24 protein-coding genes are annotated in these 25155 nt (G+C 53.7%); 2 read left to right on the plus strand and 22 right to left on the minus strand.

Going from position 1 to position 25155, the window contains the following annotated elements; translation table 11 throughout:
- A complete protein-coding gene (locus GC101_RS18690; protein WP_171718453.1) occupies positions 1 to 630 on the minus strand; it encodes an O-methyltransferase in 630 nt (209 codons plus the stop codon).
- Between the two features lie 176 nt (positions 631 to 806).
- On the opposite strand from GC101_RS18690, the gene GC101_RS18695 reads away from it, so the two are divergent.
- Positions 807 to 1940, plus strand: a complete 1134-nt coding sequence (locus GC101_RS18695) for a THUMP domain-containing class I SAM-dependent RNA methyltransferase (protein ID WP_042135686.1) — start codon at positions 807 to 809, stop codon at positions 1938 to 1940.
- Between the two features lie 511 nt (positions 1941 to 2451).
- Here the strand turns inward: GC101_RS18695 and GC101_RS18700 are convergent.
- The 18 genes from GC101_RS18700 to GC101_RS18785 form a co-directional block, all read right to left on the minus strand.
- Positions 2452 to 3135 carry a hypothetical protein gene (locus tag GC101_RS18700; RefSeq protein WP_171718454.1) on the minus strand — a complete coding sequence of 228 codons (684 nt, stop codon included), beginning with the start codon at positions 3133 to 3135 and terminating at the stop codon, positions 2452 to 2454.
- 377 nt (positions 3136 to 3512) lie between these two features.
- Positions 3513 to 3752 carry a DUF1450 domain-containing protein gene (locus GC101_RS18705; protein ID WP_039308771.1) on the minus strand — a complete coding sequence of 80 codons (240 nt, stop codon included), beginning with the start codon at positions 3750 to 3752 and terminating at the stop codon, positions 3513 to 3515.
- Positions 3753 to 3794: 42 nt separating this feature from the next.
- Positions 3795 to 4097, minus strand: a complete 303-nt coding sequence (locus GC101_RS18710) for a HesB/IscA family protein (protein ID WP_039308768.1) — start codon at positions 4095 to 4097, stop codon at positions 3795 to 3797.
- Between the two features lie 126 nt (positions 4098 to 4223).
- A complete protein-coding gene (locus tag GC101_RS18715; protein WP_039308765.1) occupies positions 4224 to 4475 on the minus strand; it encodes a hypothetical protein in 252 nt (83 codons plus the stop codon).
- A 171-nt stretch (positions 4476 to 4646) separates the two neighbouring features.
- Entirely contained in the window at positions 4647 to 6743 is a 2097-nt protein-coding gene (locus GC101_RS18720; protein ID WP_171718455.1) for a 3-keto-alpha-glucoside-1,2-lyase-like domain-containing protein, read from the minus strand.
- A gap of 23 nt (positions 6744 to 6766) precedes the next feature.
- Positions 6767 to 8119 carry an FAD-dependent oxidoreductase gene (locus tag GC101_RS18725; RefSeq protein ID WP_171718456.1) on the minus strand — a complete coding sequence of 451 codons (1353 nt, stop codon included), beginning with the start codon at positions 8117 to 8119 and terminating at the stop codon, positions 6767 to 6769.
- A 251-nt stretch (positions 8120 to 8370) separates the two neighbouring features.
- Positions 8371 to 9972, minus strand: coding sequence for a helix-turn-helix domain-containing protein (locus GC101_RS18730; RefSeq protein ID WP_246354415.1), 1602 nt, complete (start codon positions 9970 to 9972; stop codon positions 8371 to 8373).
- Positions 9953 to 11701: a sensor histidine kinase gene (locus tag GC101_RS18735; RefSeq protein WP_171718458.1), complete on the minus strand. Its 1749-nt coding sequence runs from the start codon at positions 11699 to 11701 to the stop codon at positions 9953 to 9955. The genes GC101_RS18730 and GC101_RS18735 overlap by 20 nt, the downstream gene beginning before the upstream one ends.
- Before the next feature lie 80 nt (positions 11702 to 11781).
- Positions 11782 to 13149, minus strand: coding sequence for an ABC transporter substrate-binding protein (locus GC101_RS18740; protein WP_171718459.1), 1368 nt, complete (start codon positions 13147 to 13149; stop codon positions 11782 to 11784).
- Positions 13150 to 13289: 140 nt separating this feature from the next.
- The gene (locus GC101_RS18745; protein WP_171718460.1) at positions 13290 to 14126 is read right to left on the minus strand and encodes a carbohydrate ABC transporter permease; all 837 of its coding nucleotides are present in this window, start codon (positions 14124 to 14126) and stop codon (positions 13290 to 13292) included.
- Between the two features lie 24 nt (positions 14127 to 14150).
- A complete protein-coding gene (locus GC101_RS18750) occupies positions 14151 to 15089 on the minus strand; it encodes a carbohydrate ABC transporter permease (protein ID WP_171718461.1) in 939 nt (312 codons plus the stop codon).
- Complete coding sequence (locus tag GC101_RS18755) at positions 15082 to 16464, minus strand: FAD-dependent oxidoreductase (RefSeq protein WP_171718462.1); 1383 nt, start codon at positions 16462 to 16464, stop codon at positions 15082 to 15084. Before GC101_RS18755 ends, GC101_RS18750 begins: the two co-directional genes overlap by 8 nt.
- 1577 nt (positions 16465 to 18041) lie before the next feature.
- The gene (locus tag GC101_RS18760; RefSeq protein WP_171718463.1) at positions 18042 to 19250 is read right to left on the minus strand and encodes a M14 family metallopeptidase; all 1209 of its coding nucleotides are present in this window, start codon (positions 19248 to 19250) and stop codon (positions 18042 to 18044) included.
- Positions 19251 to 19478: 228 nt separating this feature from the next.
- Positions 19479 to 20285: a glutamate racemase gene (racE, locus tag GC101_RS18765; RefSeq protein WP_039308737.1), complete on the minus strand. Its 807-nt coding sequence runs from the start codon at positions 20283 to 20285 to the stop codon at positions 19479 to 19481.
- Between the two features lie 233 nt (positions 20286 to 20518).
- A complete protein-coding gene (locus GC101_RS18770; protein ID WP_171718465.1) occupies positions 20519 to 20998 on the minus strand; it encodes a YtxH domain-containing protein in 480 nt (159 codons plus the stop codon).
- A gap of 98 nt (positions 20999 to 21096) precedes the next feature.
- Positions 21097 to 21762, minus strand: coding sequence for a helix-turn-helix transcriptional regulator (locus tag GC101_RS18775; RefSeq protein ID WP_171718466.1), 666 nt, complete (start codon positions 21760 to 21762; stop codon positions 21097 to 21099).
- 42 nt (positions 21763 to 21804) lie between these two features.
- Positions 21805 to 22245: a HepT-like ribonuclease domain-containing protein gene (locus tag GC101_RS18780; protein WP_171718467.1), complete on the minus strand. Its 441-nt coding sequence runs from the start codon at positions 22243 to 22245 to the stop codon at positions 21805 to 21807.
- 216 nt (positions 22246 to 22461) lie between these two features.
- Complete coding sequence (locus GC101_RS18785; RefSeq protein ID WP_039308729.1) at positions 22462 to 22749, minus strand: Dabb family protein; 288 nt, start codon at positions 22747 to 22749, stop codon at positions 22462 to 22464.
- A 199-nt stretch (positions 22750 to 22948) separates the two neighbouring features.
- Between GC101_RS18785 and GC101_RS18790 the strand changes: the two genes are divergently transcribed.
- Entirely contained in the window at positions 22949 to 23533 is a 585-nt protein-coding gene (locus tag GC101_RS18790) for a helix-turn-helix domain-containing protein (RefSeq protein ID WP_171718468.1), read from the plus strand.
- An 82-nt stretch (positions 23534 to 23615) separates the two neighbouring features.
- Here the strand turns inward: GC101_RS18790 and GC101_RS18795 are convergent, their stop codons facing one another.
- The 3 genes from GC101_RS18795 to rpsN form a co-directional block, all read right to left on the minus strand.
- Positions 23616 to 24239 (minus strand): class I SAM-dependent methyltransferase, encoded by a 624-nt coding sequence (locus tag GC101_RS18795; protein WP_171718469.1) that lies wholly within the window; start codon positions 24237 to 24239, stop codon positions 23616 to 23618.
- 69 nt (positions 24240 to 24308) lie between these two features.
- Positions 24309 to 24728, minus strand: a complete 420-nt coding sequence (locus GC101_RS18800) for a DUF6157 family protein (protein ID WP_171718470.1) — start codon at positions 24726 to 24728, stop codon at positions 24309 to 24311.
- 153 nt (positions 24729 to 24881) lie between these two features.
- Complete coding sequence (rpsN, locus tag GC101_RS18805) at positions 24882 to 25151, minus strand: 30S ribosomal protein S14 (RefSeq protein WP_039308720.1); 270 nt, start codon at positions 25149 to 25151, stop codon at positions 24882 to 24884.
- Positions 25152 to 25155: the final 4 nt, after the last annotated feature.

Consider the following 25155-nt stretch of genomic DNA (forward strand, 5'->3'; position numbering starts at 1 on the left):
CTATTTAACCATCGCCAAGGCTAGTCCGTCGTAGGCCGGCAGCAGTGTGCTGGTCAGGCGGGGATCGCCGGCAATCATCTCATTGAAGCGGCGAATCGCCTGAACGGCAGGTCCGTTCTTCTCCGTATTCAGCGTGCGGCCGCGCAAGAAAATGTTGTCACCGGCAATAATTGCGCCCGGGGAAGCGAGCCGGATCGCATATTCCAGATAATTCGGATAGTTCTCCTTGTCGGCATCGATGAAGAAGAAATCATACTTTTGGCCCTGCGCTTCGAGCAGCTTCAGGCTGTCCAGCGCGGGGCCGATTTTGTATTCTACCGCGTCCCCGAAGCCCGCCTGCTCCAGATGGCTGTGGGCAAGCTTGGCATAGTCAGCCTTAAGCTCCAGGGAAGTCAGGCTGCCGCTCTGCGTTAAACCACGGCACAGGCAGATTCCGCTGTAGCCCCCCAGCGCACCAATCTCAAGTATCCGGGTGGCGCGGGAAAGGGTAACCAGCATTGTCAGCAGTCTGCCGTAGCCTGGAGCGATGGACACCTCCGGCATTCCGTTTGCTGCGATGGCCTGTTTGACTTTTAATAGTAATTCATCCTCTGTATATAGCTGTTCACTGTATTCTTCCTGATTCTGCATATGTTTTCTCCTTCAAATTTCATTTTGTGTAGCGTGAACGGGCATTGTGTAGATCTCTTCATTACCCTATACTGATATCTGAACGTTCTAATGGTTCACATTCACATGGAGAGCAAGCTTCTCTTATTGTACTGGCTTTGCGTATTTATCCACAAGTTAAACGGAGTTGAGAGCATTTGGGCAAATTACAATTGATCGCCACCGCCCCCATGGGGCTGGAGGCTGTAGTAGCGCGTGAATTAAACGAACTGGGTTATGAGACCACGGTCGAGAACGGACGGGTATTATTCAGCGGAGATTACATCGACATCTGCCGCTGCAATTTATGGCTGCGCACCTCTGACCGTGTATTGGTCAAAATGGGCCAGTTCCCGGCCAAAACCTTTGATGAGCTGTTCGAAGGCGTCAAAGCCATCAACTGGGAGGACTGGATTCCCGAGAACGGCGAATTCCCGGTAGAAGGCCGCTCCCACAAATCACAGCTGACGAGTGTTCCTGCCTGCCAGGGGATCGTCAAGAAGGCGATTGTCGAGAAGCTGAAGCTGTCCTACCATACCGAGTGGTTCCCTGAGAACGGGCCGCGTTATGTGGTTGAAGTCATTCTGCTGAATGACATCGCGCTGATCACCCTGGACACCACCGGACCGGCGCTGCACAAACGCGGCTACCGCCGCCAGGCCACCGAAGCGCCGCTGAAGGAGACCATGGCTGCGGCCCTGATCCAGCTCAGCCGCTGGAACGGCCACCGGCCGCTGTACGATCCATGCTGCGGTTCCGGTACGATTCTGATCGAGGCCGCGATGATCGCCTGGAATATCGCACCGGGTCTGCGCCGCTCGTTCCCGTCCGAGCACTGGCCGGAGATCCCGCAGCGGCTGTGGGAGGAAGCCCGCGAGGAAGCCTTCGACGCTGTGCGCGACGACTACCCGCTGCAGCTGACCGGCACCGACATTGATCCGGCAGCGATTGAGATTGCCGAAGCCGCCGCCAAGAGCGCCGGACTCTCCGGTGAGATCACCTTCAAGCATATTGCTGCCGCCAAGGCCCGCCCGGAAGGCGAGTATGGCTGCATTATCACGAACCCTCCATACGGGGAGCGGATCAGTAATGATAAGGAAGTGGAGAAGCTGACCCGCCAATTCGGCGAGATGATGCTCTATCTGCCAACCTGGTCCTTCTTCGCCATCAGCCCGTATAAGGAATTCGAGCAATACTACGGACGTAAGGCGGACAAGCGCCGCAAGCTGTACAATGGCCGGATTGAATGCCAATACTATCAATACCTCGGCCCGCTGCCTCCGCGTAATTAGCAGGAGCTGTGACTTAGACTGGCGGCCTATCGAGTAGGAGGCGTACAACGTTCCACCAACTGTCATGCCGCCCGGTAACTCACACCTAACAAGCCTTAAGTTCCGTGAAGCGGGGTTGCGCTGCGGACTTAAGGCTTGTTTATGCTAAACCAGCTGCTGAAGCACAGAATTCCCTCAATATAACGCCACAATAAGCGTAAACGGCCAAAGGTATTTGGTTTTTCACATACATTCGGCCCGTTCACCCTCGCTGCAATATATTGTATTTGGTATTTCACATAAATTCGGCCCGCTCACCCTCGCTGCAGCACATTGTATTTGGTTTTTCACATACATTCGGCCCGTTCACTCTCGCTGCAGCACATTGTATTTGGTATTTCACATACATTCGGCCCCTTCACCCTCGCTGCAGCACATTGTATTTGGTTTTTCACATACATTCGGCCCCTTCACCCTCGCTACAGCACATTGTATTTGGTTTTTCATATATAATCTGTGGTCGCAACGATTATCAGACTAGATCAGGACTTTGGAGCGTACCTATGTACTCGTAGTAATTAATTCGCTGTGATGCGCCTCTTGCCACTGGGCGAAACTTTCCCTTATCCACCAGCATGCGGCTATATTTGATGACTGTTGTAATATACAATTCCAGCTCTCTCGCTGCCTCCACCGGACGCAGAACACGATGATGACGGATGGCGGAGCGCATCAAATCCCGTTCGATTTTGGAATACGATTTCTCGGTGCTTCTATGAGCAGGCATCTCTGCTGACAAATAAGGAAACAACGTGTTCCGCAGCACAGAAAGGATAAATGACGGATTTTCCTTAAGTTCATCCAGAGAAATATAATGCACAGTACAAGCCTGTGACTGCAGAAAGAGGCCGCGGTTCAGGTCCATCCGGTATTTGCTACGGTCCATGCCATGCGACCCATAATCCATAATCTCAAATGCAATGCGCGAGGAACCTACCTCCCATAAAATATCAACAAAATAGGATCGGCCACGCCAGTCCTTAACTTCATATTCCGGATGCAGTCCGTGAAAATGTCCGGCAAGCGGCCACCACACCTGTTCGACAAATAATCGGTTACCATAGCCATGCCCCCGCCTTAGCGCATCAAGCCGCTCTCCCTTTCTCCGTTTAAGATGTTTGAGCAGCCACTGCTCATGTTCCCTTGCAAAGCCCATTTCCGTCCCCTCACTTTGCGATGATATTAGTCTTTGAATGCACAAAGCCCCACCTCCTTCCGGTAGGGAAGGGAGATGGGGCATTCTTTGCCGCGTTGATTGTATCTATCGCTAGTGTGCCACTTTTAATCCGCAAACACAATACAGAAAATATATGTATTTGATTTTCCACATACATTCGGTCCGATTCCCCTCGCTGCAGCACATTGTATTTGGTTTTTCACATACATTCGGCCCGTTCACTCTCGCAGCAGCATGTAGCAGCTTAATATATTCAGTTTTTTGCATACAATCACACAATAATACAACCCCCGCAAACTTATGCGGAGGCTGTATTTTTTCTATCACACTATCAAAACAATTCTACCAGACCTGATCTATTTCTTCACTGCCGGCTGTTTGACGAAAGCTTCCGCTTTGGCCAGCACCTCATCTTCTGTCGGAGCACTGATGTAACGGCCGTTGATATAGACAAACGGGCGTTTGCCGCAGGGTCCGCAGTAGGAGATACAGCCTGTTTTGATCTCGGCGTCAGGCGCCATCTTCAGCAGCTTGGGCACGATGCTTTTCATTTTGATATGATTGCACTCGTCACATAATCTTATATCGTTAGCCATGAAGCAACCCTTCTTTATGTCCGTAAAATACGGGCGGATCAATTAGTGATCGCCATGATTTCCTTTAGACGGATTAGTAATAACGAAGCCTTCCTCAGGGAAGTAGAGATAATCAATCTTCACACCATCCAGCAGCGGCTGGTTCGGATCAAGAATAACATCGATTTCTTTGTCGGTGGAGATGACTACGTCGTTCTCCTTAGGCGTGTCCAGATCCAGGCCGTAGTGGGCATGGTCACCGTGGGAATGCGTAATCGCTACGCGCAGTTTAAGCTCGCTGTTGCCTTCAAGCTCCATAGTTTTCTTTATCACTTTAGCCGCATTGCGGGTAATTTTGACGTTCATTCGATTCCATCTCCCGGGCATCTATAGTTTAAATACTCAATAATTCATTTTAAGGAATATAGGATGTAAAAGCAACCATATTGCTGAAATACATCAGATAGAGCAGTCAAAATTGTCGTAAAACCGTCATCTTAGGCTCTTCAGCGCCGGGTATTTGCGGTCCATCCGCGAGACGAACCAGCCCATCAGCAGCATCGTTACCCCGATGTCATCTATTGGTATGAACGGCATGAAGTCAGGCAGCACCCAGTACAGCAGCGCCGGAATAGTGAACAGCAGCTTATCTCCCATAGTGACGTTCGGTGAAATGATATACTGCCAGGAGCTGCGAAATATATGAGACCATTGTTTGAGCGACAACAGTTTTCTGAATTTCATTGAGTAGTCCTCCCTGCTTCATTTGCTTATATCATTAGAAAAGAGAAAAGGGCACAGCCGCCAAACACCCGTTGAAAGGATTGCGGCCATACCCTTTGCTGTTATCTTACGCAAATTTGCAGAAATCGTTTCATTTTTAACTAAAATTTGACCGGATCATCCCGCTAAACTTTATTCCGTAACCTCAACATCGTCGATCCGGGCGGTGCTGGAATGCATCCGTAGCCCAATCTTCCCTCCGGCCGGCTGCGCCGCCGTATCGGTCCACTGGATCAGCTGGGTACCGCCTGCAAAAGCCGTAACCGTACTGCCGCTGACCACTACCTTCAGCTCCGTCCACTGGCCGGGCGTAACGGCAACATTGGCACTGCTTACCATCGTGAGCGTTCCGGCTGTTTTTTTGAACAACTCCGCCTTGTCGCCTGAATCATTCAATCTGAACATGTAATAATTCGAGGCATCCGCATACCGGAACAGCAGTCCAGCGTTGCCGAAGGCATTCAGCAGCTTAATTTTGGCCGAATACGTGTAGTTCCTCCAGGAGGCATCGCCGGTATACGCCAGCGCTTCCCCTGACGACGATGTCTGCGTCAAAGCTTTCGTACCGTCATCCGCTACGCTCCACGCCCCGCCTGAAGTCGTCCAGCCGCTGTAATTGTTATCCTCGAAATCATCCTGCAGCAGCGTAACCGGCGGTGTGATTGTACCCTGGAACTCGAATACACCGATATCCGGCACGCCGTTATACAGTGTATTTCCGAAGTAATCGAGACCCCCGTTGCCTGCAACCACCACCCCGGCATTGATCAGCGGAGAGGTCTGCGCCAGCTTATAACCGTCTGCCGAAGCGAGTCCTGTGGCCGTGCCTGGACTGACGAAGCCGGGATTGCCGGTGATTTTGTTAGGATCGCTGGGAACACCCGAATTCAGCCCGTAGAAGCTGTTGTGATCATACGTCATTCTCGGACTGTTCGTGTATTGCCCGCTGGCAGCATTATAAAAGATATTATTAGTGTAATAGGCCATTCCTGTATTGCTGGCATGGGTCAGTGCCTTATTCTGTGTTCCCGAACGGTAGATGACATTGTTGTAGATGTACAGATTGCCGCCGCCGTTCACCAGATGGAACACCCCGTTCGCATCCTTATCATTCTGGCTGATATTGTAGCGGAAGATATTATTATTCGTGTTGTTCATGACCAGCAGTGTGCCGCCCTCGTTGTTATAGCTATAGTTATACTGGTAGATGCTGTCGTGCACCTCAATATCGAAGTCCCACGGCTGGCCGTCTCCGCCCAGCATCCGGGTATCGGAGGCCTCGTTGTACTGGAATATAGCACCCTTGGTATAATAAGCCCACTGCGCCGCAACGACAGTGATATCCTCAAGGTAATTGACGATGGATGTATTCACATCGGTGGCTTCTCCAATGGATTTCGTCTTGTTGTATTCAATCAGCGGCGAGGCGCTGGCTCTGACCAGGATGCCGTCCCGGTGGATTTTCTCCACCACATTGCCCCGGATCACGACATTGCTGAAAGCATCGAACTTATGAGTCCATGCACTATTGAAAAAAGCATCCGTCATCGTCTGAATCCCGGTATCCGCCACGTTGATGATTGTGTTATTCTCGATCAGAATATCGTCCCAGGTGCTCTCCGGTGCGGTGTTGGCTCCCCGGGCATGAACATTAATTCCGCCCGTTCTGCGGTCCGTGCCAAAGATATCGTGAATATCGAGATTGCGGATATAAATATGCCGGAAGCTCCCCGCTCCTGCTCCTTCCCCCACAACCAGCACGCCGTTTCTCCGCATATCCGTGGGCTGCTGTCCGCTTGTAATCTCCAGATTATTGATCTCCCAGTAGGAGACATTGCGCAATCTGACCCCGAAGCCTTCACCGCCCACGGCGGTGTTGCCGAAATGAATCAGCGGTTTGGCTCCGCTCCCGTAGCAGTCTACTGTGATCGGGTTCCCCTCAGAGCCTGAGCCCTGCAGATCAAGATACTGATCAGTCCACACGCCGCCTGCCTTCAAAAGGATCCGGTCACCCGGGCTGAAGGTAGTGCTGTTCACTTTGCCCAGCGTCTTCCAGGCGGCCGTTTCACTGGTACCGGAGCTATTGTCGCTGCCCAGGGCAGAATCGACGTAATACGTCGTCCCTGCGGCGGCGGCCATAGGTCCTGATGCTCCGGATATCAGACTGAACAGCAGAAATGCGACGATGCCAAGGATGGTCAGCCTGCCCCGTTTACTTGTTCGTGTCATTCTAATCACTCTCCCGCAATTAGTTATAACGCAGCCAATGCTTCACCAAGCCAGGCTCCCTGCTGAACCAGCCCACGCTGAAGCACGGTGATGTCTACCTTCCGGCTCTGGCTGTCCGTACCGGCAGCCATCGCTGCCGCCATTCCCGCCGCCTGCCCCATAGCGAAGCAGTTGGGCATCACACGCAGCGAGCCCTGCACTACACGGTCCGAGGAGGCTGCGCGTCCTGCCACCCACACATTATCGAGACCAACCGGCAGCATGCAGCGGTAGGGAACGCCGTGGGATTCGCCGGGCGGCAGATGGTGAATATGCATGGCTCCGCTGCTGCGCGCCATATGGATATCGATGAAATAGCTGTTGCGGGCAATATCATCCGGGAAGGACACCATATTCATGAAATCATCCTGTGTCAGAACATAATCGCCCACAATCCGCCGCGTCTCGCGGATGCCGATCTGCTCTCCGGTGGACACGAGGTGGGCCTGTTCAAAGCCGGGCACGTACGCGCGGAAGAATTCCAGCTGGCGGAGGACCAGCTTGCGGCCTTCCACGGCGCCCCGGGTCAAATCCTCCGCTCTGGAGCCGTCGATGCCGAAGACATGGCCGAAGTTGACGCCGACCAGATAATCGGCAACCCAGGACAGGCCAGAGACCGAATCCCGGCCCTGCGGCAGCTTCCCGTCCGCTTGGGCCTCCTGCACCGCCCGATGGATCTGATCGGTGTCGCCGCTTTCATCCAAATACTTCAGGAAGCGCTTTCGGTCCACATTAGCCAGCAGATAACACATCGTCGCAGCCTGAAGCTCACCCGCTTCTCCGCCTTTATGGAACGGCGCTCCTGCCAGGGCGGCCAGATCGGCATCGCCTGTCGCGTCGATCACCGTCTTCGCCTTGATGAGGGTCCGGCCGGATTTGTTGACGATTACGACACCTTCGATCTTGCGACCGTCTGCGTCCATCACGGTCTGGCTGGCAATGGTATGCAGCAGCACCCCGGCTCCGCTCTCTGCTACAGCATCGTCGTATACACGCTTAAGCACCTCTGGATCGATAGGCACCCAGTCCAGCTCAGCGCCGAAGCGTTCGCGGAATTCCGGCTCGCATTCCGCTTTCATCTGCTCCAGCAGCTCAAGGCCGATGCCGCGTACCACCGCCTTCTCCCCGTCACTGTAGGGACAGAAGGCCGGTACCAGGGCAACGGTGCCCATGCCGCCCAGGAAGCCGCGCTGCTCAATCAGCAGCGTCCGCGCTCCGCTTCTGGCGGCGGAAATCGCAGCCGCCACGCCCGCAGGCCCGCCGCCTGCAACCAGCACATCCACTTCATGCGAAACGGCGATTTCTTCCGCAGGTAATCTAAACGTAGTTCTATTCATCGTTCTTCCTCCTTGAAGCTATACTTAGATAACCTGAACTTAAAAAACTAACTTAAAGCTCTGTCGTCACTACGGTGAATATTTGGACTTTCGGCCGCTGTTGTCCCCAGATTTCTTGAATGGTACCGCTCTTCGCGCCCCTCCGATCCTTCTCGCTTTTTGTTATTTCCTTTTTCCTCACCATTATAGTGAGATGGAGGGCTCCTGAGCGTGCAGCCTGATTGCCTGTTCCGGTGAAAAGTTTGGACTTTTCATTCCTCAGCGCCTCCCTCTTCTACCGGCCCGGCTTTGTATTCACTGGGATTTCTCCCGCTGTATTTCTTGAACACTTTGGAGAAATAAGCCCGATCGGAGAAGCCTAGCGTGTAGGCTACATTCTCCACCGTCTCATGCGGCCGTGCCAGCATCGTGATCGCCATATTCATTTTGTACTGATTGACGTAGTCGGTGAAATTGATGCCGGACAGCTTCTTGAAATAGCGGGAGAAGTAGCTGGCATTCAGATGCAGATGCTCCGCCATATCGGTCGAGGTCACCATCTGGTCGACATGCTCCTCCAGGAAACGGTCCACCTCCTGCAGCCGGATATCCTTCTCCTGCGCCGCCACGGGTGCCAGCGTATGCTGTCTCCACAGATTCCGCAGCTCCCGCTTGGTCAGGCGGGCAGCCTCCTGGATATGAACCGTCTGCTCCAGCTGGGTGAAGAAGTCCTCCTCAGCAAGTCCTCCGGCTTCAAAGGCCATCTGGCGCACAAAATTGCCGCAGGCTTCCTTCACCAGCCGGGGCAGCAGCCTATCCGTAGTGACCTGCTGCGTCCATTGATTGACTGCCAGATCAATCCAGGCGGCATGCCCCTCCTCCAGCGCCAGCGACAGCATCCCGCGTTCCTTATCTCCGCGCCATTCGGCGGTCTGCCCGAAATCCGCCTGTTCATCGAGGACAGCAATAGGAGTAACCGCCTGATAGAAGTTGTGATCGCGGCTGTCCATAAGCGTCCTATAGAGCGAGTCGAAGTTCCGCAGCGGCACGGAAGCCCCTGAATAGAACCCCCGCAGGGTAATCTTCAGGTACTGCTCTACCTTGTCCAGCACGGATTGCATAAAATCAGTCAGCACCGTCCCCGGGCTGTAAGGATCAGCTACATTCCAAACCAGATAAATGTCTGCGTCTCTGCTCATAATCGGAGTAATGGAAGCTTCTCCGGCGGACAGCTCCAGCGCTATATTGTTCACGGCAAAATGAATCAGCGGTATATCCTTGTACCGGTAACGCTCGGTTACAGAGGCGGCATCCATATGGATAAACCCGTGGCGCAGATAAGGATGCTTCCAGGAGATCCCGAGGCGCTGTCCGAATTCAAGCGTATTCTCCTGATCTGCCGTACCGGACAGCAGCTGCTTGAGGAAGCTCTGCTTCAGCACTTCCTTATTGCGCTCAATCGCCTGGCGGAAGGAATAACGCTCCAGCAGCTCTTCACGGCTCTTGAAGCGGCTCATCGCTTTGCTGAGGCTGCTCTTCAGCTGTTCAGGGGATAATTCATCCTTAATGAGATAATCATCCGCCTCCAGCTGGATGGCCCGCTTCGAGTAATGGAAATCCTCATAGCAGGTCAGGAAGATCAGGCGCACCTCCGGCTTCGTAATACGGAAGGCATCCGCAAGCTCCAGCCCGTCCATGCCCGGCAGGCCGATATCAATAATGACGACATCCGGCAGAGCCGCATGGAACTGCTCCAGCGCATCCTCACTGCTGAAGGCCGAAGCCACCAGCTGCAGCTCCAGTCCCAGTGACCCGAGCAGATATTCTACATATTCCAGCATCGGGACATCATCATCAATCAGCATCAGGGTCATCAAGGGGAACCGCCTCCTTCTCACTGGTTACGGGGATATATAGGGTAAAAGTCATGCCATCCTCATCTGTTCTTGCCTGCGCGCTCAGCCGCGCTCGGTATCCGTACAGCACCTGCAGCCGGCGTGCCGTGTTCACGAGTCCGACCCCTTTTTCCGGCCACAGGGCCGTGTCTTCATTTCCTTGCAGCCGCCGGTTCAGGCGCTGGAGCTTATCCTCCGGCATCCCCCGGCCATTGTCGCTGATGCTGATCTTCAGCATATCGTCTTCAAACGCTGCCTCGAGCCGGATCGCCGGCTTCGCCGGACGTGCAGAGAAGCCGTGGCTGATGGCATTCTCGACAATGGGCTGCAGCAGCAGCCTTGGCAGCATAACCTCGCCTACCTTCTCGTCCAGCACGCATTCAAAAGCGATATCCAGCCGGTTGCGGATCTGCATCACCTGCACATAGCTGCCCAGCACCTTGCACTCCTCCGCCAGCTCCAGCGGCTTATCTACATGAACGTACACTCGCAGCAGCTTCATCAGCGCATCAATCATCGCGCCATGGGGCTGGTCCCCGGAGAGCAGCAGATCCACCTTGATCGAGTTGAGCGTATTCAGCAGAAAATGGGGCCGGATCTGCGCCGCCAAGGCCTGAAGCTCCAGCAGCCTTTTCTCCTCCTGTTCACTCTCGACCTGCTGCAGCAGCTGATTCATATCATCCAGCATCTGGTTGAAGGCTGAGGACAGCACTGCCACTTCATCCTTGCCCCGGACCGGAATCCGCACCGCGCGGTTGCCGCCGACATACTGCTTGACGCTTGCCCGCAGCAGACTGATCGGCTTATTGATATATCCGGCCCACAGCATGGACAGGATCAGAAACGCCAGAAAGAACAGACCGACGATCGAAATCGAGACCAGAAACTCGCGGTTGATATGGCTGTCGATGGAGCTGCGCGGCGTCTTGCTGGTGAGCAGCCAGCCTACTTTTGGAATACGGACCTCGCTGACCAGCATCTGACTCTCCTTCGGAGTATCCGCTCCGCCCGTGACCGCGATACTTCTGCCCAGCCCGTCAGCCAGGGAGAGAATGTTGGCGCTATTGCCCGTATCCAGCAGGTTATGAAAATAATGGCTCGGAATGCCCACGTACAGCGTTGCCAGCTTCTCCTGATTCAGCGGATCGGTAATAAAGCGTACAGCGTAATAATAATCAGGTGCAGTGGGGTTGCCGCCGTAGGGGAACCATTGCAGTGAGATCTTCTCCTGCTCATTCAGCTTGCTGCTCTCCTCTAGAAGCTGCTCCGGCAGGCCCGAAAAGACGGGAATATTCTGGTTGCCGATCAGAATCCGGTTCTCCCGGTTGACCAGCATAATCTGCAGATCGGCATCCAGCGACTGTACGGACAATATATTGGCCGTAGTCTTGAGTTTATTGTAGTGGGTATACACTCCGTAGTTCCCGAAGTTCCCGGTGTTTTTTAAATAGCGCAGACTTTCCAGCACGGCCGGATCATATGCCTCAGAGAAATAGACCGAGACAAACGAGATGCTGTCTACGGTTTTTTCAATTTGACTCCCGATAACCTTCAGCGTCTCCTCACCTGCACGCGAGATTTTATCACTCACATTCTCTCTCACAGAGGTGTACGACCAGAAGGTAACGACAATAAAAGGCAGCAGGATCAGGATCAGGAACGTGAACTGCAGTCTGCGATGGAAAGAAAAACGGCTTAACCATTTCATAATGTATCCACCTTGTACTGTAATGTAAATTCAACGTCCCTATTATAATCCATAATCGCTGCCGCCTTTAGCTTAATTCATTATTTCTGGTTGGCCTGAACTACCTTCTCCACTTCGGCTGTCATTTCAGTCTTGACCTCATCGAAGCTGCGGTTATCCAGGATAAAGCTGGCGAAGCCATTCTCCACAATCGCTTTCAGCTCACTGCCATAAGGCACACTGAAAGTATCCGGCATTTGAATATTCGGATCAAACAGTGTCTTGGACAGCGATGCGGTATCGATTAAATCTGTATTTTCTCCAAAGAAGCCGTTTATTAGCTCTGCTCCGTCTACACCCTTGAATGCCGGAATTTCTTTCGTAAATTTATAGGATTCCTTGGACATCCAGCGGATGAAATCATAGGAGGCTTCCTTATTCTCCGATTTCGCGCCCATAGCGAGGCCGCCGCCGGAAATATTCGTCATGCCCAGCTCTTCCGTATCCACAGAGCGCGGCAGCGGAGCGTACATCGTCTGGAACTCATGCGGGAATTTCTCCAGATTCAGCGCCGCCCGGACAGCATAGCTTGGTACAGCGAGCATACTGGCATTTCCGGCAAAAAACTGCTGCAGCACATGATAGTTCGAAGCAAGCACATCGGCATACGGTTCAACACTCTTATCTTCCTTCTCCATAGTGCGGCGGAGATTGAAGAAGTACTCGAAGGACGGATCATCGAAAATCGGCTTCAGATCTGCGCTCAGCTGCGGATGCGGCTTCTCGGTGTAAGCGATGATGTTCGGATACTCACCCCAGGTGTGGAAATAGGTTCCGTAGTGCTCAGGTGTCGTCAGCTTCTTGGCATAGTCGCGGAAGTCATCCCAGGTCCAGCCCATCTCAGGCAGGGACAGCCCGGCTGCTTCCAGATGATCCTTGTTAAAGACCGTCAGCCACTGGGTGGAGCTTGGCAGAATGCCGTATACCTTGTCATCAAGCTTCAACAGCTTGGAATATTCATCCTCCGGCGTAATGCTCTCCTGCTCAAAGAAGGAGTTAAGCGGTTCCACAACACCGCGTGAAGCACGCTCCAGCAGTTCATCCTCATTACCGGTCATGAATACATCGACTACTTCTCCGCCGGCTACGAGAATATCCAGCTTCTTCATGAAATCAGTACTGTCGCTGTTCTGAACCAGTGATTCATATTCGACTTCCACTTTATCCTGGGATTCGTTATACGCCTGAACGGCCTGGTAGATCGGTTCTTCCGGCTTATCGGCCTTGAACGTGTAGAATTTGATCTTCGCCTTGCCTGCGGGCTGTTCTGTACTGCTGCTTCCGGCAGCCGGATCAGCCGAAGCCGGCGCATCGGTGGCGGCCGAATTACTGCTGTTGCCGTTCCCGCCGCATGCGGTAACGGAGAGCATAAGAATCATACTTGCTAATACTAAAGATAGTTTTTTCAAAGCAATTCCCCCTTGATTTGTTGTCTGCAGGCTCATTATACAATCTAAGGCCCGCGCACACCGTGTACAGCTTTGCGGTGTGCGCGTACACTTTTTTGACCTTCCGGTCCGGGCAGGGATAGCTGCCCGGAGATATTACTTTAACCTTTGACCCCGCCGATGGCAATGCCGTCAATGACTTGCTTTTGCAGGGCCAGGAACAAGATAAGCAGCGGCAGAATCGCAGCTACGGAAGCCATCATCATGACGGAGATTTGTGTACCGAACTCTTCCTTGAAGAATTGCATCCCCAGCGGAATGGTATACAGCTTGGTCGAATTCAGCATAATCAGCGGTCCCTGGTAATCATTCCATGTCCAGATGAACTTGATAATCCCTACCGTAGCCAGAATCGGCCGGCTTAGCGGCAGCACAACACTCCAGAAGATGCGGAAGAATCCGGCACCGTCGAGCTCGGCAGCTTCCAGCATATCATTATGAATGCCGATCATGAACTGGCGCAGCAGGAAGGTGAAATAACTGGAGAACATCCCCATCAGGATGAGCGCTGCATGCGAATCGTAGAGTCCCAGCTCCTTGATCATAATATAGCGCGGAACGAGTGTCGCCTGCTCCGGGATCATCATGAAAGCCAGCATCAGGGTGAAAATCAGGGTTCTGCCCTTGAAATCAAGCTTGCCGAGCGCGTAACCTGCCATGGCCGATATCACAATTGTAGCTATGGTGGATATCAGGGCGATTTTAATCGAATTCATATAAAATAGTCCAAACGCGACGTCGCCCATCCACACGGCCTTAAAGTTAGCAACCAGATTCCAGTCGGTCGGAATCCATTGAATCGGGAAGGTCCAGACCTCCTTCTCCGTCTTGGAGGCTGCGGACAGCATCCAGACCAGCGGCATCAGAAAGAATACCGAGAGCAGGGCGAACAGGGCCGTAAAGATCAGATTGCCGGTCTTAAATTTTCTCATTGTCATTGCCTTAGTTCCTTTCGCCGTAGACTAATAATGGACTTTGCGGTTCTGTGTCATCCAGGTAATCGACGTAACCAGCATGATGATGATGAACAGCACCCAGGACATTGCCGAGGCGTAGCCCATTTTGAAGCGCTCGAACCCTTCCTCATAAATCTGGTACACAATGACCGTACTGGAATAGTTGGGACCGCCGTCCGTCAGGAACTTGATCATGTCGAAGATTTTGAAGGACGAAATCGTACTGGTGATCGCCAGGAAAAAAGTAGTCGGACCCAGCAGCGGCAGCGTAATCCGCCGGAACTGTCCGATCCCGCTCGCACCGTCAATCGTTGCGGCTTCATACAGCTCTTCCGGAATATTCGTCATGCCGGCCAGGAAGATGATGATCTGATAGCCCAGCAGCTGCCAGACGTAAATAATCATAATGGCGATCAGCGAGAAGCTGGTATCGACCAGCCAGCGCGGCGGCTCGGACAAGCCGATCTGCATCAGAATCTGGTTGATCGGTCCCTTGGACGGGTGATATAGCGCCTGCCAGACAGCGGCAATCGCGACGGTTGAACAAATGTAGGGCACGAAGAAGGCTACTTTGAAAAAGGTTTTGGCATACAGCTTCTTATGGATCAGCGCCGAGAGCACCACCCCCAGCAGCATCGTGACCGGCACCGTGCCGATCGTAAACAGCACGTTATTCTTCAGTGCCAGCAGGAAGCGGTTGTCTCTAAACAATTCGACGAAGTTGTCCATCCCCACAAAGTGAATGGCGGACAAGCCTCCGACCAGATTCCACTCCGTTAAGCTTAGGAAAAGGCTGAACAGCAGCGGGAACACGGCGATCACCAGCATACCGATCACTTCGGGAGCGATAAAGAGCCACCCCGCCAGCTGCTCCCTTCTTTTGCGTGTCCAGTAAGTTTTGGGCTCAGCCCCGGTTGTCTTACGGGTAACAGCAGATTCACTCATTGCATTCTCCCCCTGCTGCGTTATTAGCCTGTGTGTCTGGCAAATAGCCGCCTTCTTCGCGGAGCCGGGTGCGCAGACGGGCGGTGTCGATGGCGTGGACGTCACCGCCGGTCTGCGCGGCAGCCAGTGCTGCAGCGAGTCCGGCAGCTTCGCCCATTGCCAGGCAGACCGGCATCACCCGGACACTGCCCAGCACCCTGCGGTCGCAGGAGATGGAACGGCCGGCGACCAGTACATTGCGCAGTCCGCGCGGCGTAAGGCAGCGGTACGGAATGCCGTGCGATTCGCCCGGACCGTAGAGCGTGATCGCTTGGCTGGACCCGCTGCCGCTCTGCTGCTCCTTCTGTGTGCCGTGCACATCAATGAAGTAACTGTTGCGGCAGATCTCATCGTCGAAGCTTCTGCGGGAAATGTAGTCCTCCGCCGTCAGGACGTAATCGCCGGTAATCCGCCGGGACTCCCGCGTTCCGATCAGCGTGCCCGTGCTCATGACTACCGCATTGCCAAAGGCCGCGGGATGGACAGCGGCGAGCATGTCCCGGTAGGCAGCCGCCATCCTGCGTCCTTCAACCAATGCCCCGGATACGGAGAAGGAATTCGTGTTATCGACTCCCCAGAGATGTCCGGCGTTGAAGCCAACGGCACGCGGAGCTACCATGTTGTTGCACAGATGGGTGTCCGGAATTGCCGGATATTCCCCTGACCGGACCACTTCATGGATCGGGCTGTGCGGGTTCTCCGCATGCAGCTTCGGCCCGTTCAAATACGCGTAATCATCCACGTTGCCAAGGATGAAGCAATGCGTTGCCGGCTGAAGCTCGCCGGTCGCTTCGTCCCCCATCTCGTACTCGGCGCCTGCCCATGCGGCGACATCGCCGTCTCCTGTGCAATCGACATAGACGGCTGCACGGAAGGCCTGCAGACCGCCTTTGTTCAAGAGGAGGAGGGTGTTGATGTTGCCGTGGTCGTCTCTGTCCACATCCGCAAGCGCGGTCAGGAACAGGATATGCGCACCCGACTCCGTTACAAGATCGTCATACACCCGCTTAAGCTTCTCCGGTTCGATCGGCACCCAGTCCATCGCATCCTCCCGGACATGCGGCATTTGCGCCTTTAAGGTATTGAATGCCTTGGCCGCGAGACCCCGGTAGACCATCTTTTCTTTATCCGAGAATGGGCACCAGGCCGGCACCAGGCCGGAGGTTCCCATTCCGCCCAGGCTCCCGGTTGCTTCGACCAGCAGCGTCCGCGCCCCTTCTCTTGCCGCCGCAGCTGCGGCAGTGCAGCCCGCAGGTCCGCCTCCGACTACAATGACGTCGTAGGAGGAATTCAGCGGGATCTGTTTACTTTTCAGCGTATACGTATCGTTCTCCATATGGCCCTCACTTTCCCGGCGGCCGGCCCTCTTTCCGTGAAGCCGTCCGCCACTTTTCTATAAGCTAATTTTAGCAAGAGACATTTGCGAGTACGGTATAGCTTTCATACGGCTTGATGTGCATTATTTTGACTATAAAATGCCTAGGCGGGAGACTCAGGGGTTGGGGTTGGGGTTGGGGTTGGGGTTGGGGTTGGGGTTGGGGTTGGGGTTGGGGTTGGGGTTGGGGTTAGAGATCGAGTTGGTGTTCGAGCTGGAGTTCGAGTGGGTGTTTGAGCTGGAACTGGAGAGTTGGCGTTCGAAGTGGAGTTCGATTTCCAACTAGAGTTAGAGCTGGAGTTGGTGTTCTAGTTGGAGCTGGTGTTCGAGTTGGAGTTTGAGCTGGAACTGGAGAGTTGATGTTCGAAGTGGAGTTCGATTTCCAACTAGAGTTAGAGCTGGAGTTGGTGTTCTAGTTGGAGCTGGTGTTCGAGTTGGAGTTTGAGTTGGAGCTTAAGTTGGAGCTTAAGTTCGAGTTCGAGTTGGAGCGGGAGCTGGGGAGTTGGCGTTCGAAGTGGAGTTCGATTAGGAGTTCGATTTCGAGTTGGGGTTTGAGCTAGAACTGGAGAGTTGGCGTTCGAAGTGGAGTTCGATTTCCAACTAGAGTTAGAGCTGGAGTTGGTGTTCGAGTTGGTATAGGCCGTTGGAGTAACGTTAGCACTTTGTATGGGGGTGGCGGTGTGTGGAGGAATGGACGTATGTATGCTCTGCGCGCGTGCATTGTCTTTGCGTTTACTAGCGGAACCCCAGCCCGGTTCAGCTAGTGATGAGGACAGAGATTCCGCTAAATGATGGAATCAGGCGAAATCTCCTGTCAAACGGACTCAGATTCCGTTAAGTATCCGAATATACCTCATTTTGAGCCCGAATGAATAAATTAACGGAATCTCAGTCCGCTTCAGCCCCCTTATTAAGTTTTTTCGTGAAATAAGCGCTTCTCAGTCCGCGTCCCTCCATTAGAGCGCCCGCTGCCGCATCACCAGTAACCAATTTTGGCAAGCCACTAACCAAGCGGCAGTCTCCGGAAAAATTAGTCTAACTCATTCGTCCATCTAATCCACTTCCGGCGGAACCAGGAGCATTTCTGCACCTCATTTGCCTCACCCAGCCCACTTCCGGCGGAACCAGGGGCATTTCTGCTCCTCATTTACTCATCCAGCCCACTCCAGGCGGAATCAGGGGCATTTCTGCCCCTCATTTACTCATCCAGCCCACTTCCGGCGGAACCAGGGGCATTTCTGCTCCTCATTCCCCCCTACTCCCCAGCGAATACAAAAAGAAACCGCCCCTTAAGCGTCGGGGGGTCAGCCCGCCCGCTCTTTAAGGAACGATTTCTTAGTGCGTTTATTATTGAGCTAATTATTGCGCCTAATAATTGCGTCTATTAATCGGGTCCATGGACCCGATTTGTCTCCAACCAGCTTGTCTCCAACAAGCAATACCATAAAAAAGGATACAGCCGCGGAGGATTGATAGGGAGGATTGCGGCCGTGCCCTTTGCTGTTATCTTACGCAAATTTGCAGACATTGTTTCATTATTATTTCAAATTTGAGAGTATCGCCCCGAGTATGAGTCCGGTCTCCAGGGCCATATCCTCAAAATCAGCCGCTGGCAGCGGATTCTTGCCTATGCCCAGCTCTACCGTGAATCCCGGCTTGCGGAAGCGCTGGATGAACCAGTCCTTGTATCCGGCATCGCTGCCGGTCAGCTCGACCGCCCGGTAGCCGCTCACTGCCGCAAGCCCCGCTGCCCAACGCTTACTCTCCGGCGGCTCGTAGCCCCGGTAGTTCCAGTAAATCTCTGCACCCTGGCTGTGCAGGGATACGGCCGCATCGCCGGGAATCCGCTCGGCCAGAGCCGCCAGCGCCGCTGCCTCCGGCTCACAGAGCGGGGCATGCCCGCTGTAATCCCGCGGAGCCGGACCGGGAACCTGCCGCCGGTCGCGCTCCTCTTCCCAGTGGGCGGGGAACTGATCGCCCAGATCCACGCCGCGGATGTTGGCCTTCCAGTGGCGGAAGCTGCGCCTGCCGCTGTTCCATTTCATCAGCGCAGCACAATAAGGATGATCCGGCAGCGCGCCTTCCTGCACCAGCTCGACACCATCGGGATTCGCCATCGGCACCGCCCATAGCGTCCAGTCCCGGTGCCAGTCCGCTGGCTGATGGCCATGCCACGGGCTGCCCGAAGCAAAAGCTGCTGCGTATTCTTCAATGAAGCGCATCAGTGCAGGCGCTGTCAGCCATTCGTTTGCATGCAGCGCGCCATTCACATGCAGATGCCGTGGACCGCTGCCGATACGCAGCAGAGTGATTGGCTTGCCGAGCACGCTGGTGCCGATGGTTTCAGTGCTGACAAAAGGATATTTATCCGCCAGCCTGGCGGTATCCGCCTCCAGGTCAGCCGGTCCGTATTCACCGCGCAGATAGACTTCCTCACGGCGGGCTGCGGCCGGAATCACAAGCACCTTGCCCGGCAGGCATATGCGCCCTGAGCTTACCCCCGGATTCAGCATTTCCAGTTCGTCAATCCCCACACCGAACAGGGAAGCGATGCTGTGTGCATCGTCCCCTTCCTGCACCGCATAACGCTTACGCGGAGCAGACGGCAGGAACAACACCTGCCCCGGATATAAATAAGGCTGGCTTCCAGCCCATGGATTTCCTTGAATGACATGCTCCGGTGTCAGTCCGTGTCTTGCGGCTATACGGCTTACGGTATCTCCCCTGCGGGCAATATATTGCTGCATATGTCTCATCCTCCCGGCCCTCTTGAGCCGCCGTCCCCTCCAGCCTGTCCGGGTCTCTCCGCGAATACAGGCGGGACACAGCCCTAGACTAGTATATGAGCAGCAGCTCCATGTCATGAAGGATTTGAACATACAAAAAGCCGGGAATCCCGCTCCCGGCTTGTAACATCCGCCCCGTGATGCCTGGGGGTTTGTCCCTATTCAATTCACCACAGAGAGCATCCCAGCCTACATCGAGGATACCTGCCATACTACAGGGGTACGGCTAATCTGCTCGCCAAGCCAGTCCCGGGCGATCCGCTGGAACATCTCAGCATCGCCGCTGCAGAAGAATTGGTGGATCGGGCTTTCATCCCCGCGCGCCAGCTGGCCTTTGTCATACAGAATGGTGCTGATCTCCCGCGCCGTCTCGTCTGCCGAGCTGATCAGCTTGACTCCCGGCCCCATTACTTTACCAATCGGCTCGACCAGGAACGGATAATGGGTACAGCCCAGAATCAGAGTATCAATCGGCTCGTATTTGATGCCGTTCAGCGACTCTGCTACGGCAAGGTGACTCTCCTCCGAGCGGAACAATCCCTGTTCTACAAAAGGGACAAGCGCCGGGCAGGCCTGGCTGACCACCTGGACGAACGGTGACAGCTGCTTCAGCGCCGCCGTATATGCACCGCTTTTGATCGTACCGATGGTGCCGATGACGCCGACCTGGCCATTCTTGGATGCGCTGATGGCTGCCCGGGCACCGGGGTGAATGACTCCGATCACAGGAATGGCTACCTTGGCGGAGATATAATCAAGTGCTGCCGCTGTTGCTGTATTGCAGGCAATAACGATCATTTTAGGATTAAATTGAATTAAGTAGTCCACGATTTGTTCAGTGAACAATTTCACTTCCTCAGTCGAACGGGGTCCGTACGGAGCTCTCGCCGTATCGCCGAAATAGATGATTTTCTCCCTGGGGAGCTGTCGCATCACTTCTTTGACAACGGTCAATCCTCCCACACCTGAGTCTAATATAGCTATTGCTTGCTGCACGAACACACCGCATCCTTTAACTTGTTTTGTGTAGCTTATGTAAGGCCGGAATAAAGTGTACCAGGATTTCAGCCCCAATTGCAGATAATACCCCATTTACCGGCTTAGTTCAAGTAAGGGATTCATCAGGTACAGCCCCGGACCGGAACAAGCCAGACCTGGAGAGGGACAGGAACGGCAAAAGCCGCCTCCCGCCTGTCTGCGGAAAGCGGCTCTTCTATTGTTTGGTCAGCTTAGGAATGTTCGCCTTCGCTTTTAACGTCAACAACCTTTTCAGCTACAGCACTATCCGTGTCTGATTCAGCTTCTATCTCAGCTTCTATCTCAGCTTCAACGGCTTCCTCTTCCAGCACAGCGTCAGCAGCCTCAGCAACTTCATCCGCTTCTGAGGCTTCCACAGCCTCTTCAGCAATTCCGCTTACGGTAGCCGTCTTAGCTTCTTCCACTGTATCCGTGACGGCTTTGCTCCATTCTTTGACTTCACTGACGACCGACACTACAGCTTCTTTAGCCTTGCCGTAGATCTCTGTAGTCTTCTCACTGGCCTGACCGGCGATTTCCTGGACCTTATCGACCGCTTCAGTTGTTCCTTCGGCAATATCCTTGCGAAGCTCCTTACCCGGTTTAGGCGCGAACAGCAATGCAGTCACCGTTCCGACCACACTTCCGGCAAGCACACCCCAGAGCAAGCTTTTGGTATCCTTTTTCATCATCAATCTCTCCTTTGGATTCAAAGTGCCTCTGCCCGGCCGCCCGGGCGATCGCCTAGTTCTGGTATATCATAAGCATAGAGAGTTTGTCCTGTGACTGATCATTTGGAGTTTTCCGAAGTTTTCTCCTTTTTGTTCGGAGTGATTGCATAACGGCAGCATTGGCCGCCTTCCGCCATACATTCACTGCGGGTAACCTTCGCATCCAGCAATTCCTCGAACAAATGCTGCTCGCACTGGCAGGCCTTGCGGTACTGGGTAGCGACCTGGCGGATCGGACAGTTAAATTCACGCATCACATATGAACCGTCCTCTTCCTTACTCCATTCCGCCATATACCCTCCGGCATTCTGAATCGCTGACAGCTCGGCAACACGCTGCTCAAGATCGCGGTTCTGCATCATAGGGGTGTACTGGGCAAGCATACGCCGCCTGCGGCCTTCAAAAAGCACATTAACCGCATCCAGCCCGCTCCCGTGATCCAGCTCCCGCAGCAGCTCCAGCGCCAGATTGTGATAGCTTTTGGGAAAATGATCTTCCGCCCGCTCGGTAAGCGAGTATACATGCATAGGACGTCCCATGGCCTGGCGCACCACCTTGGTCTTGGCAAGCGACTCCTGCTCCAGTTGAAGCACATGGCGGCGGACGCCCATTTCGGTAATACCCAGTTCTTCCGCCAGAGCGCCGATTGTCAGCGGCCCTTTCATCTTCAGCAGCGTCATAATCATCCGCCTTGTCGAACCGCTTTCCTGACCCTTCTTCGCCATAAAGGACCTCCTTTCTGTCTGACTACATACTTTACGTTATGATTACACCGTTACTTCAATTCCCAGCTCCCGGTCCAGATAGCCGCGCACCTCGCAGGCGAACTGTTCCAGCACACCCGGCAGGACCAGCGTCAGCGGATGCAGCGCCTTCCGTTCCCACACATAATAGTCCTGAACCAGAGGCTTGCGCAGGGCTACCAGCGAGGTCAGATCAGGGTAAATCCCGCTGTCACCCAGCACCTTTTCCTCATGAATAATGGAAATAATATCTTCATAGCTCCCGGCATCCCGCATAATGAACCCGTCGATCAGACAGCTGCCCACATCGGTAACCACTTCTACCGCCAGATGCAGGCAGCGTTCCTGTACAAGACCAAGTATCGTACTGCCATCCCAGGAAGATGCCGCGTGCCGGAGACCGTTATTCAGATCAGGGATTTGTTCAAGTATCGTTTCAATTTGCTTACGGTTGACATAATACACAGATGACCCTCCACCCTGCGGTAATTTGTCCTGCCACTCCATAACTGCCGCTACTTCCCTCGTTTGCCCCGGCGCTTCAGCCAGAACAGCATAATGAAGCAAGCCGCCAAAAATACAACCAGATACGTTAACGCTTCCATCGGATACTCAAGCTCACGCATAACCGTCACCGCTTTCCGTACTTAATGGGTTCCAGCCTTGCAGATCATTTGCTGCCTAAATCTCGTAATCCACAGCCACAGAAACATCTTTGACTTCGTTAATGTGGGCGATAACTTCCTTGTGGGCCGGATGAACCTGATAAGCCTGTAAATCTTCCATGGAGGCTACAACGGTAACCAGGGCAATATCATACGAACGCTCGGAGTGAATCAGATCAGCCCCTACTTCAATAGAGATAAGCTGCGGAATTCTTCCTTCCATGTTGCGTAGAACGGCTACTGTCTCTTGTACTTTGTCCGGGGACCGGTCCTTTAATTTGAAGAATACAATATGCTTGATCATCTATCTCGCTCCCAGCTCTTGATTAATATAAATTTGATTACTAAAAATATATCATAAACAACAGCATTACTGAAAGAAACTTAGCGCTGAACGAAACGGAGGCATTTGATCTGGACGAAAGCATTGGTGTAATGTTAAAGTCATATACAGCTAAACTAGAAGAATTACCACTTCATTAATTCAGTATATCGGAGGAATTATGCCTAAGAATCAGCAAGAACCACATAAAATTCAGGCCTGGTCTCTGATCAACCGCAAATATCTTGGACAAGGTGTACGTGTCAAAAGATTCCGCCGGCCAAAGCGCAGCCAGATCCGCAACCGCGTTCTGCTGGCCATTCTGATGGCTAAGGACATGAAGCTCTCCAGACTTGCAGAAGAGCTATCCGTTTCCTCGCGCAGCGTAAGCGCATGGGTGTATGAAGGCCGCATTCCCTCCAGAACCAATCTGGACAAGGTCTGCCGCCTGCTCGGTTATCCGTCCCATATCTTGTTCAATGAAGCTCTTCTGCGGCAGAGTCCGATTGTGTGCCAGCCGACCCCGTCCCGTTTCATGAAAAGAACGATTGCCCGTTCACCGCAAAGCAATGTCATCCTGACCGGACTCTGCATGGTGTATGACTTCTCGGTAACTGATGTCAGCATCTGGATCGGTGTCCATCCCGGCACTTTCCGCAAGTGGCTGCACCAATGCCATCTGCCTACGCTGGCGCTGCAGGAGAAAGCCGAGAATTTCTTCCGGATTCCGCGCCATATCCTGTTCGCCGATTGTGAGCTCCACTAGTGTAACCGCCTGAATAAACGTCTGAATAAGGCCCTCCTCCTGTTTGGAGAAGGGCCTCTTGATGCTGCGCTCCTGCACCTGTTTATTTTTTGCGTGCGAGAATGTATCTTAGTATGTATTCATGGGTCCCGCCCTGCGGACTCTCCAGCGGTTCGGTAAATGCACCCGTCTCCAGAATCTCAGTACCGGCAAAATGACCTCTTAAATCGCCGTCGCTGAAAAAATGGGCATACTTATCTGCCTTGTATTCATAAGTGCCCGGTTCAAGCTCCTTCCCACACCCATAATTAGGATCTTCATCGGAGAAGCTGGTGAAATAGAGCAGTCCTCCGGAGCGCACCTGCTTAAGACACGCTTCAATCAGCCTGCGGCGGTCATCCGCCAGGAATAGATGCAGCACGTCATAGCAATACACGGCATCCACCGGATGTTCAAGCTGCGGCTGCAGCGCAGATCCGGCGATAAAGGTTGTCCCGGGATCCCATTCTGCGGCCAGCTCCAGCGCGGCTTCACTTAATTCTATGCCGTAAACGGTAAATTCGGGGGCAAACACTTTGGTGTTCCGCCCGTAACCGGCACCCGGAACCAGGACGGAAGATGCCCCGTCTTCCATAAACCTTTGTTTGGCCCACCCGGCAGTCGGACTGGGCCGGCTCCCCCAGATCATCCCCTCCCGGGCAAACCGCTGACTCCAATACTGTGACATAACGCTTCCTTCTTTCTATCCAGGAAATTGTGATGCTGTACTTTTGGCTCCCCGCTCCCGGCTCCCTGCTCAGCGGCGCTTACTGCGCATAGCATTCAGCAGCTTCACCCCGGCTTCACCGCTGGAAGAATAATAATCGTACTCTGGAGACTCTTTGGCGTACAAGGCGATTTTGCCTTCAGCATCATAGTGGACTCCCCAGCCGTACTTCTTGGGCAGCATGGAGGCCCGCAGGCAAGGATGATTCTTCGCGAACAGCTCTGCCCAAATTTCCTCGCGGCGTGAATCCCGCTCCTCTTCGGGAATTTCTTTGTGCCGCACATGTACCTGATACAGCAGTTCTTCATGGTTATATTGGTAAGGCGCACCGGCCAGCAGCTGGTATTGAATGACATGAGCGGGCGGAAGCGGCCGTCCCGAGACCGGGGTTGTGCCAATTTCTGCCGGGCAATCTTCAGCAACACGGATAAAAGTATCGGTATAGCTCATTTAGAAGCCTCCTTCAGCTGCGGAATATCTTTTTCCTCTATCATAATTCACTCCGCTGCATCAGGCAAAGTCAATGAATATGGCAAAACGGCTGGTCCCCTGTATCCCAGAGAATCAGCCGTCTTGCAGCAGAGCATCTATGAAGTTAACGGTCTACCAGCTGGACTTGGTGATACCGGGAATTTGTCCCTGGAGTGCGAGCTCGCGGAAGACGATCCGGGAAACATGGAATTTGCTTAAGTACCCCCGGGGTCTGCCGGAGACGGTGCACCGGTTTTTTTGACGGGTAGCTGAGGAATCACGGGGGAGCTTCTGCAGCGCCATATAATCTCCCGCCGCTTTCAGCTCTCTGCGTTTGTCCGCATATTTCGCCACCAGCTCCTGCCGCTTCAGTTCCTTGACAACCTTCGATTTCTTAGCCATTGTA

This window comes from Paenibacillus phytohabitans (assembly GCF_013141775.1).
GTDB classification, from domain to species: Bacteria; Bacillota; Bacilli; order Paenibacillales; family Paenibacillaceae; genus Paenibacillus_AQ; species Paenibacillus_AQ phytohabitans.

Bases quoted from the DNA above. Each gene is read 5' to 3' on its own strand.
- GC101_RS18795 (WP_171718469.1), bottom strand. From the start codon at position 24,239: ATGTCACAGTATTGGAGTCAGCGGTTTGCCCGGGAGGGGATGATCTGG.
- GC101_RS18710 (WP_039308768.1), bottom strand. From the start codon at position 4,097: ATGAACGTCAAAATTACCCGCAATGCGGCTAAAGTGATAAAGAAAACT.
- GC101_RS18730 (WP_246354415.1), bottom strand. From the start codon at position 9,972: ATGACCCTGATGCTGATTGATGATGATGTCCCGATGCTGGAATATGTA.
- GC101_RS18725 (WP_171718456.1), bottom strand. From the start codon at position 8,119: ATGAATAGAACTACGTTTAGATTACCTGCGGAAGAAATCGCCGTTTCG.
- GC101_RS18770 (WP_171718465.1), bottom strand. From the start codon at position 20,998: ATGATGAAAAAGGATACCAAAAGCTTGCTCTGGGGTGTGCTTGCCGGA.
- GC101_RS18720 (WP_171718455.1), bottom strand. From the start codon at position 6,743: ATGACACGAACAAGTAAACGGGGCAGGCTGACCATCCTTGGCATCGTC.
- GC101_RS18790 (WP_171718468.1), top strand. From the start codon at position 22,949: ATGCCTAAGAATCAGCAAGAACCACATAAAATTCAGGCCTGGTCTCTG.
- GC101_RS18705 (WP_039308771.1), bottom strand. From the start codon at position 3,752: ATGGCTAACGATATAAGATTATGTGACGAGTGCAATCATATCAAAATG.
- GC101_RS18755 (WP_171718462.1), bottom strand. From the start codon at position 16,464: ATGGAGAACGATACGTATACGCTGAAAAGTAAACAGATCCCGCTGAAT.
- GC101_RS18800 (WP_171718470.1), bottom strand. From the start codon at position 24,728: ATGAGCTATACCGATACTTTTATCCGTGTTGCTGAAGATTGCCCGGCA.
- GC101_RS18715 (WP_039308765.1), bottom strand. From the start codon at position 4,475: ATGAAATTCAGAAAACTGTTGTCGCTCAAACAATGGTCTCATATATTT.
- rpsN (WP_039308720.1), bottom strand. From the start codon at position 25,151: ATGGCTAAGAAATCGAAGGTTGTCAAGGAACTGAAGCGGCAGGAGCTG.
- GC101_RS18750 (WP_171718461.1), bottom strand. From the start codon at position 15,089: ATGAGTGAATCTGCTGTTACCCGTAAGACAACCGGGGCTGAGCCCAAA.
- GC101_RS18785 (WP_039308729.1), bottom strand. From the start codon at position 22,749: ATGATCAAGCATATTGTATTCTTCAAATTAAAGGACCGGTCCCCGGAC.
- GC101_RS18690 (WP_171718453.1), bottom strand. From the start codon at position 630: ATGCAGAATCAGGAAGAATACAGTGAACAGCTATATACAGAGGATGAA.
- GC101_RS18735 (WP_171718458.1), bottom strand. From the start codon at position 11,701: ATGAAATGGTTAAGCCGTTTTTCTTTCCATCGCAGACTGCAGTTCACG.
- GC101_RS18760 (WP_171718463.1), bottom strand. From the start codon at position 19,250: ATGCAGCAATATATTGCCCGCAGGGGAGATACCGTAAGCCGTATAGCC.
- GC101_RS18775 (WP_171718466.1), bottom strand. From the start codon at position 21,762: ATGGCGAAGAAGGGTCAGGAAAGCGGTTCGACAAGGCGGATGATTATG.
- GC101_RS18745 (WP_171718460.1), bottom strand. From the start codon at position 14,126: ATGACAATGAGAAAATTTAAGACCGGCAATCTGATCTTTACGGCCCTG.
- GC101_RS18700 (WP_171718454.1), bottom strand. From the start codon at position 3,135: ATGGGCTTTGCAAGGGAACATGAGCAGTGGCTGCTCAAACATCTTAAA.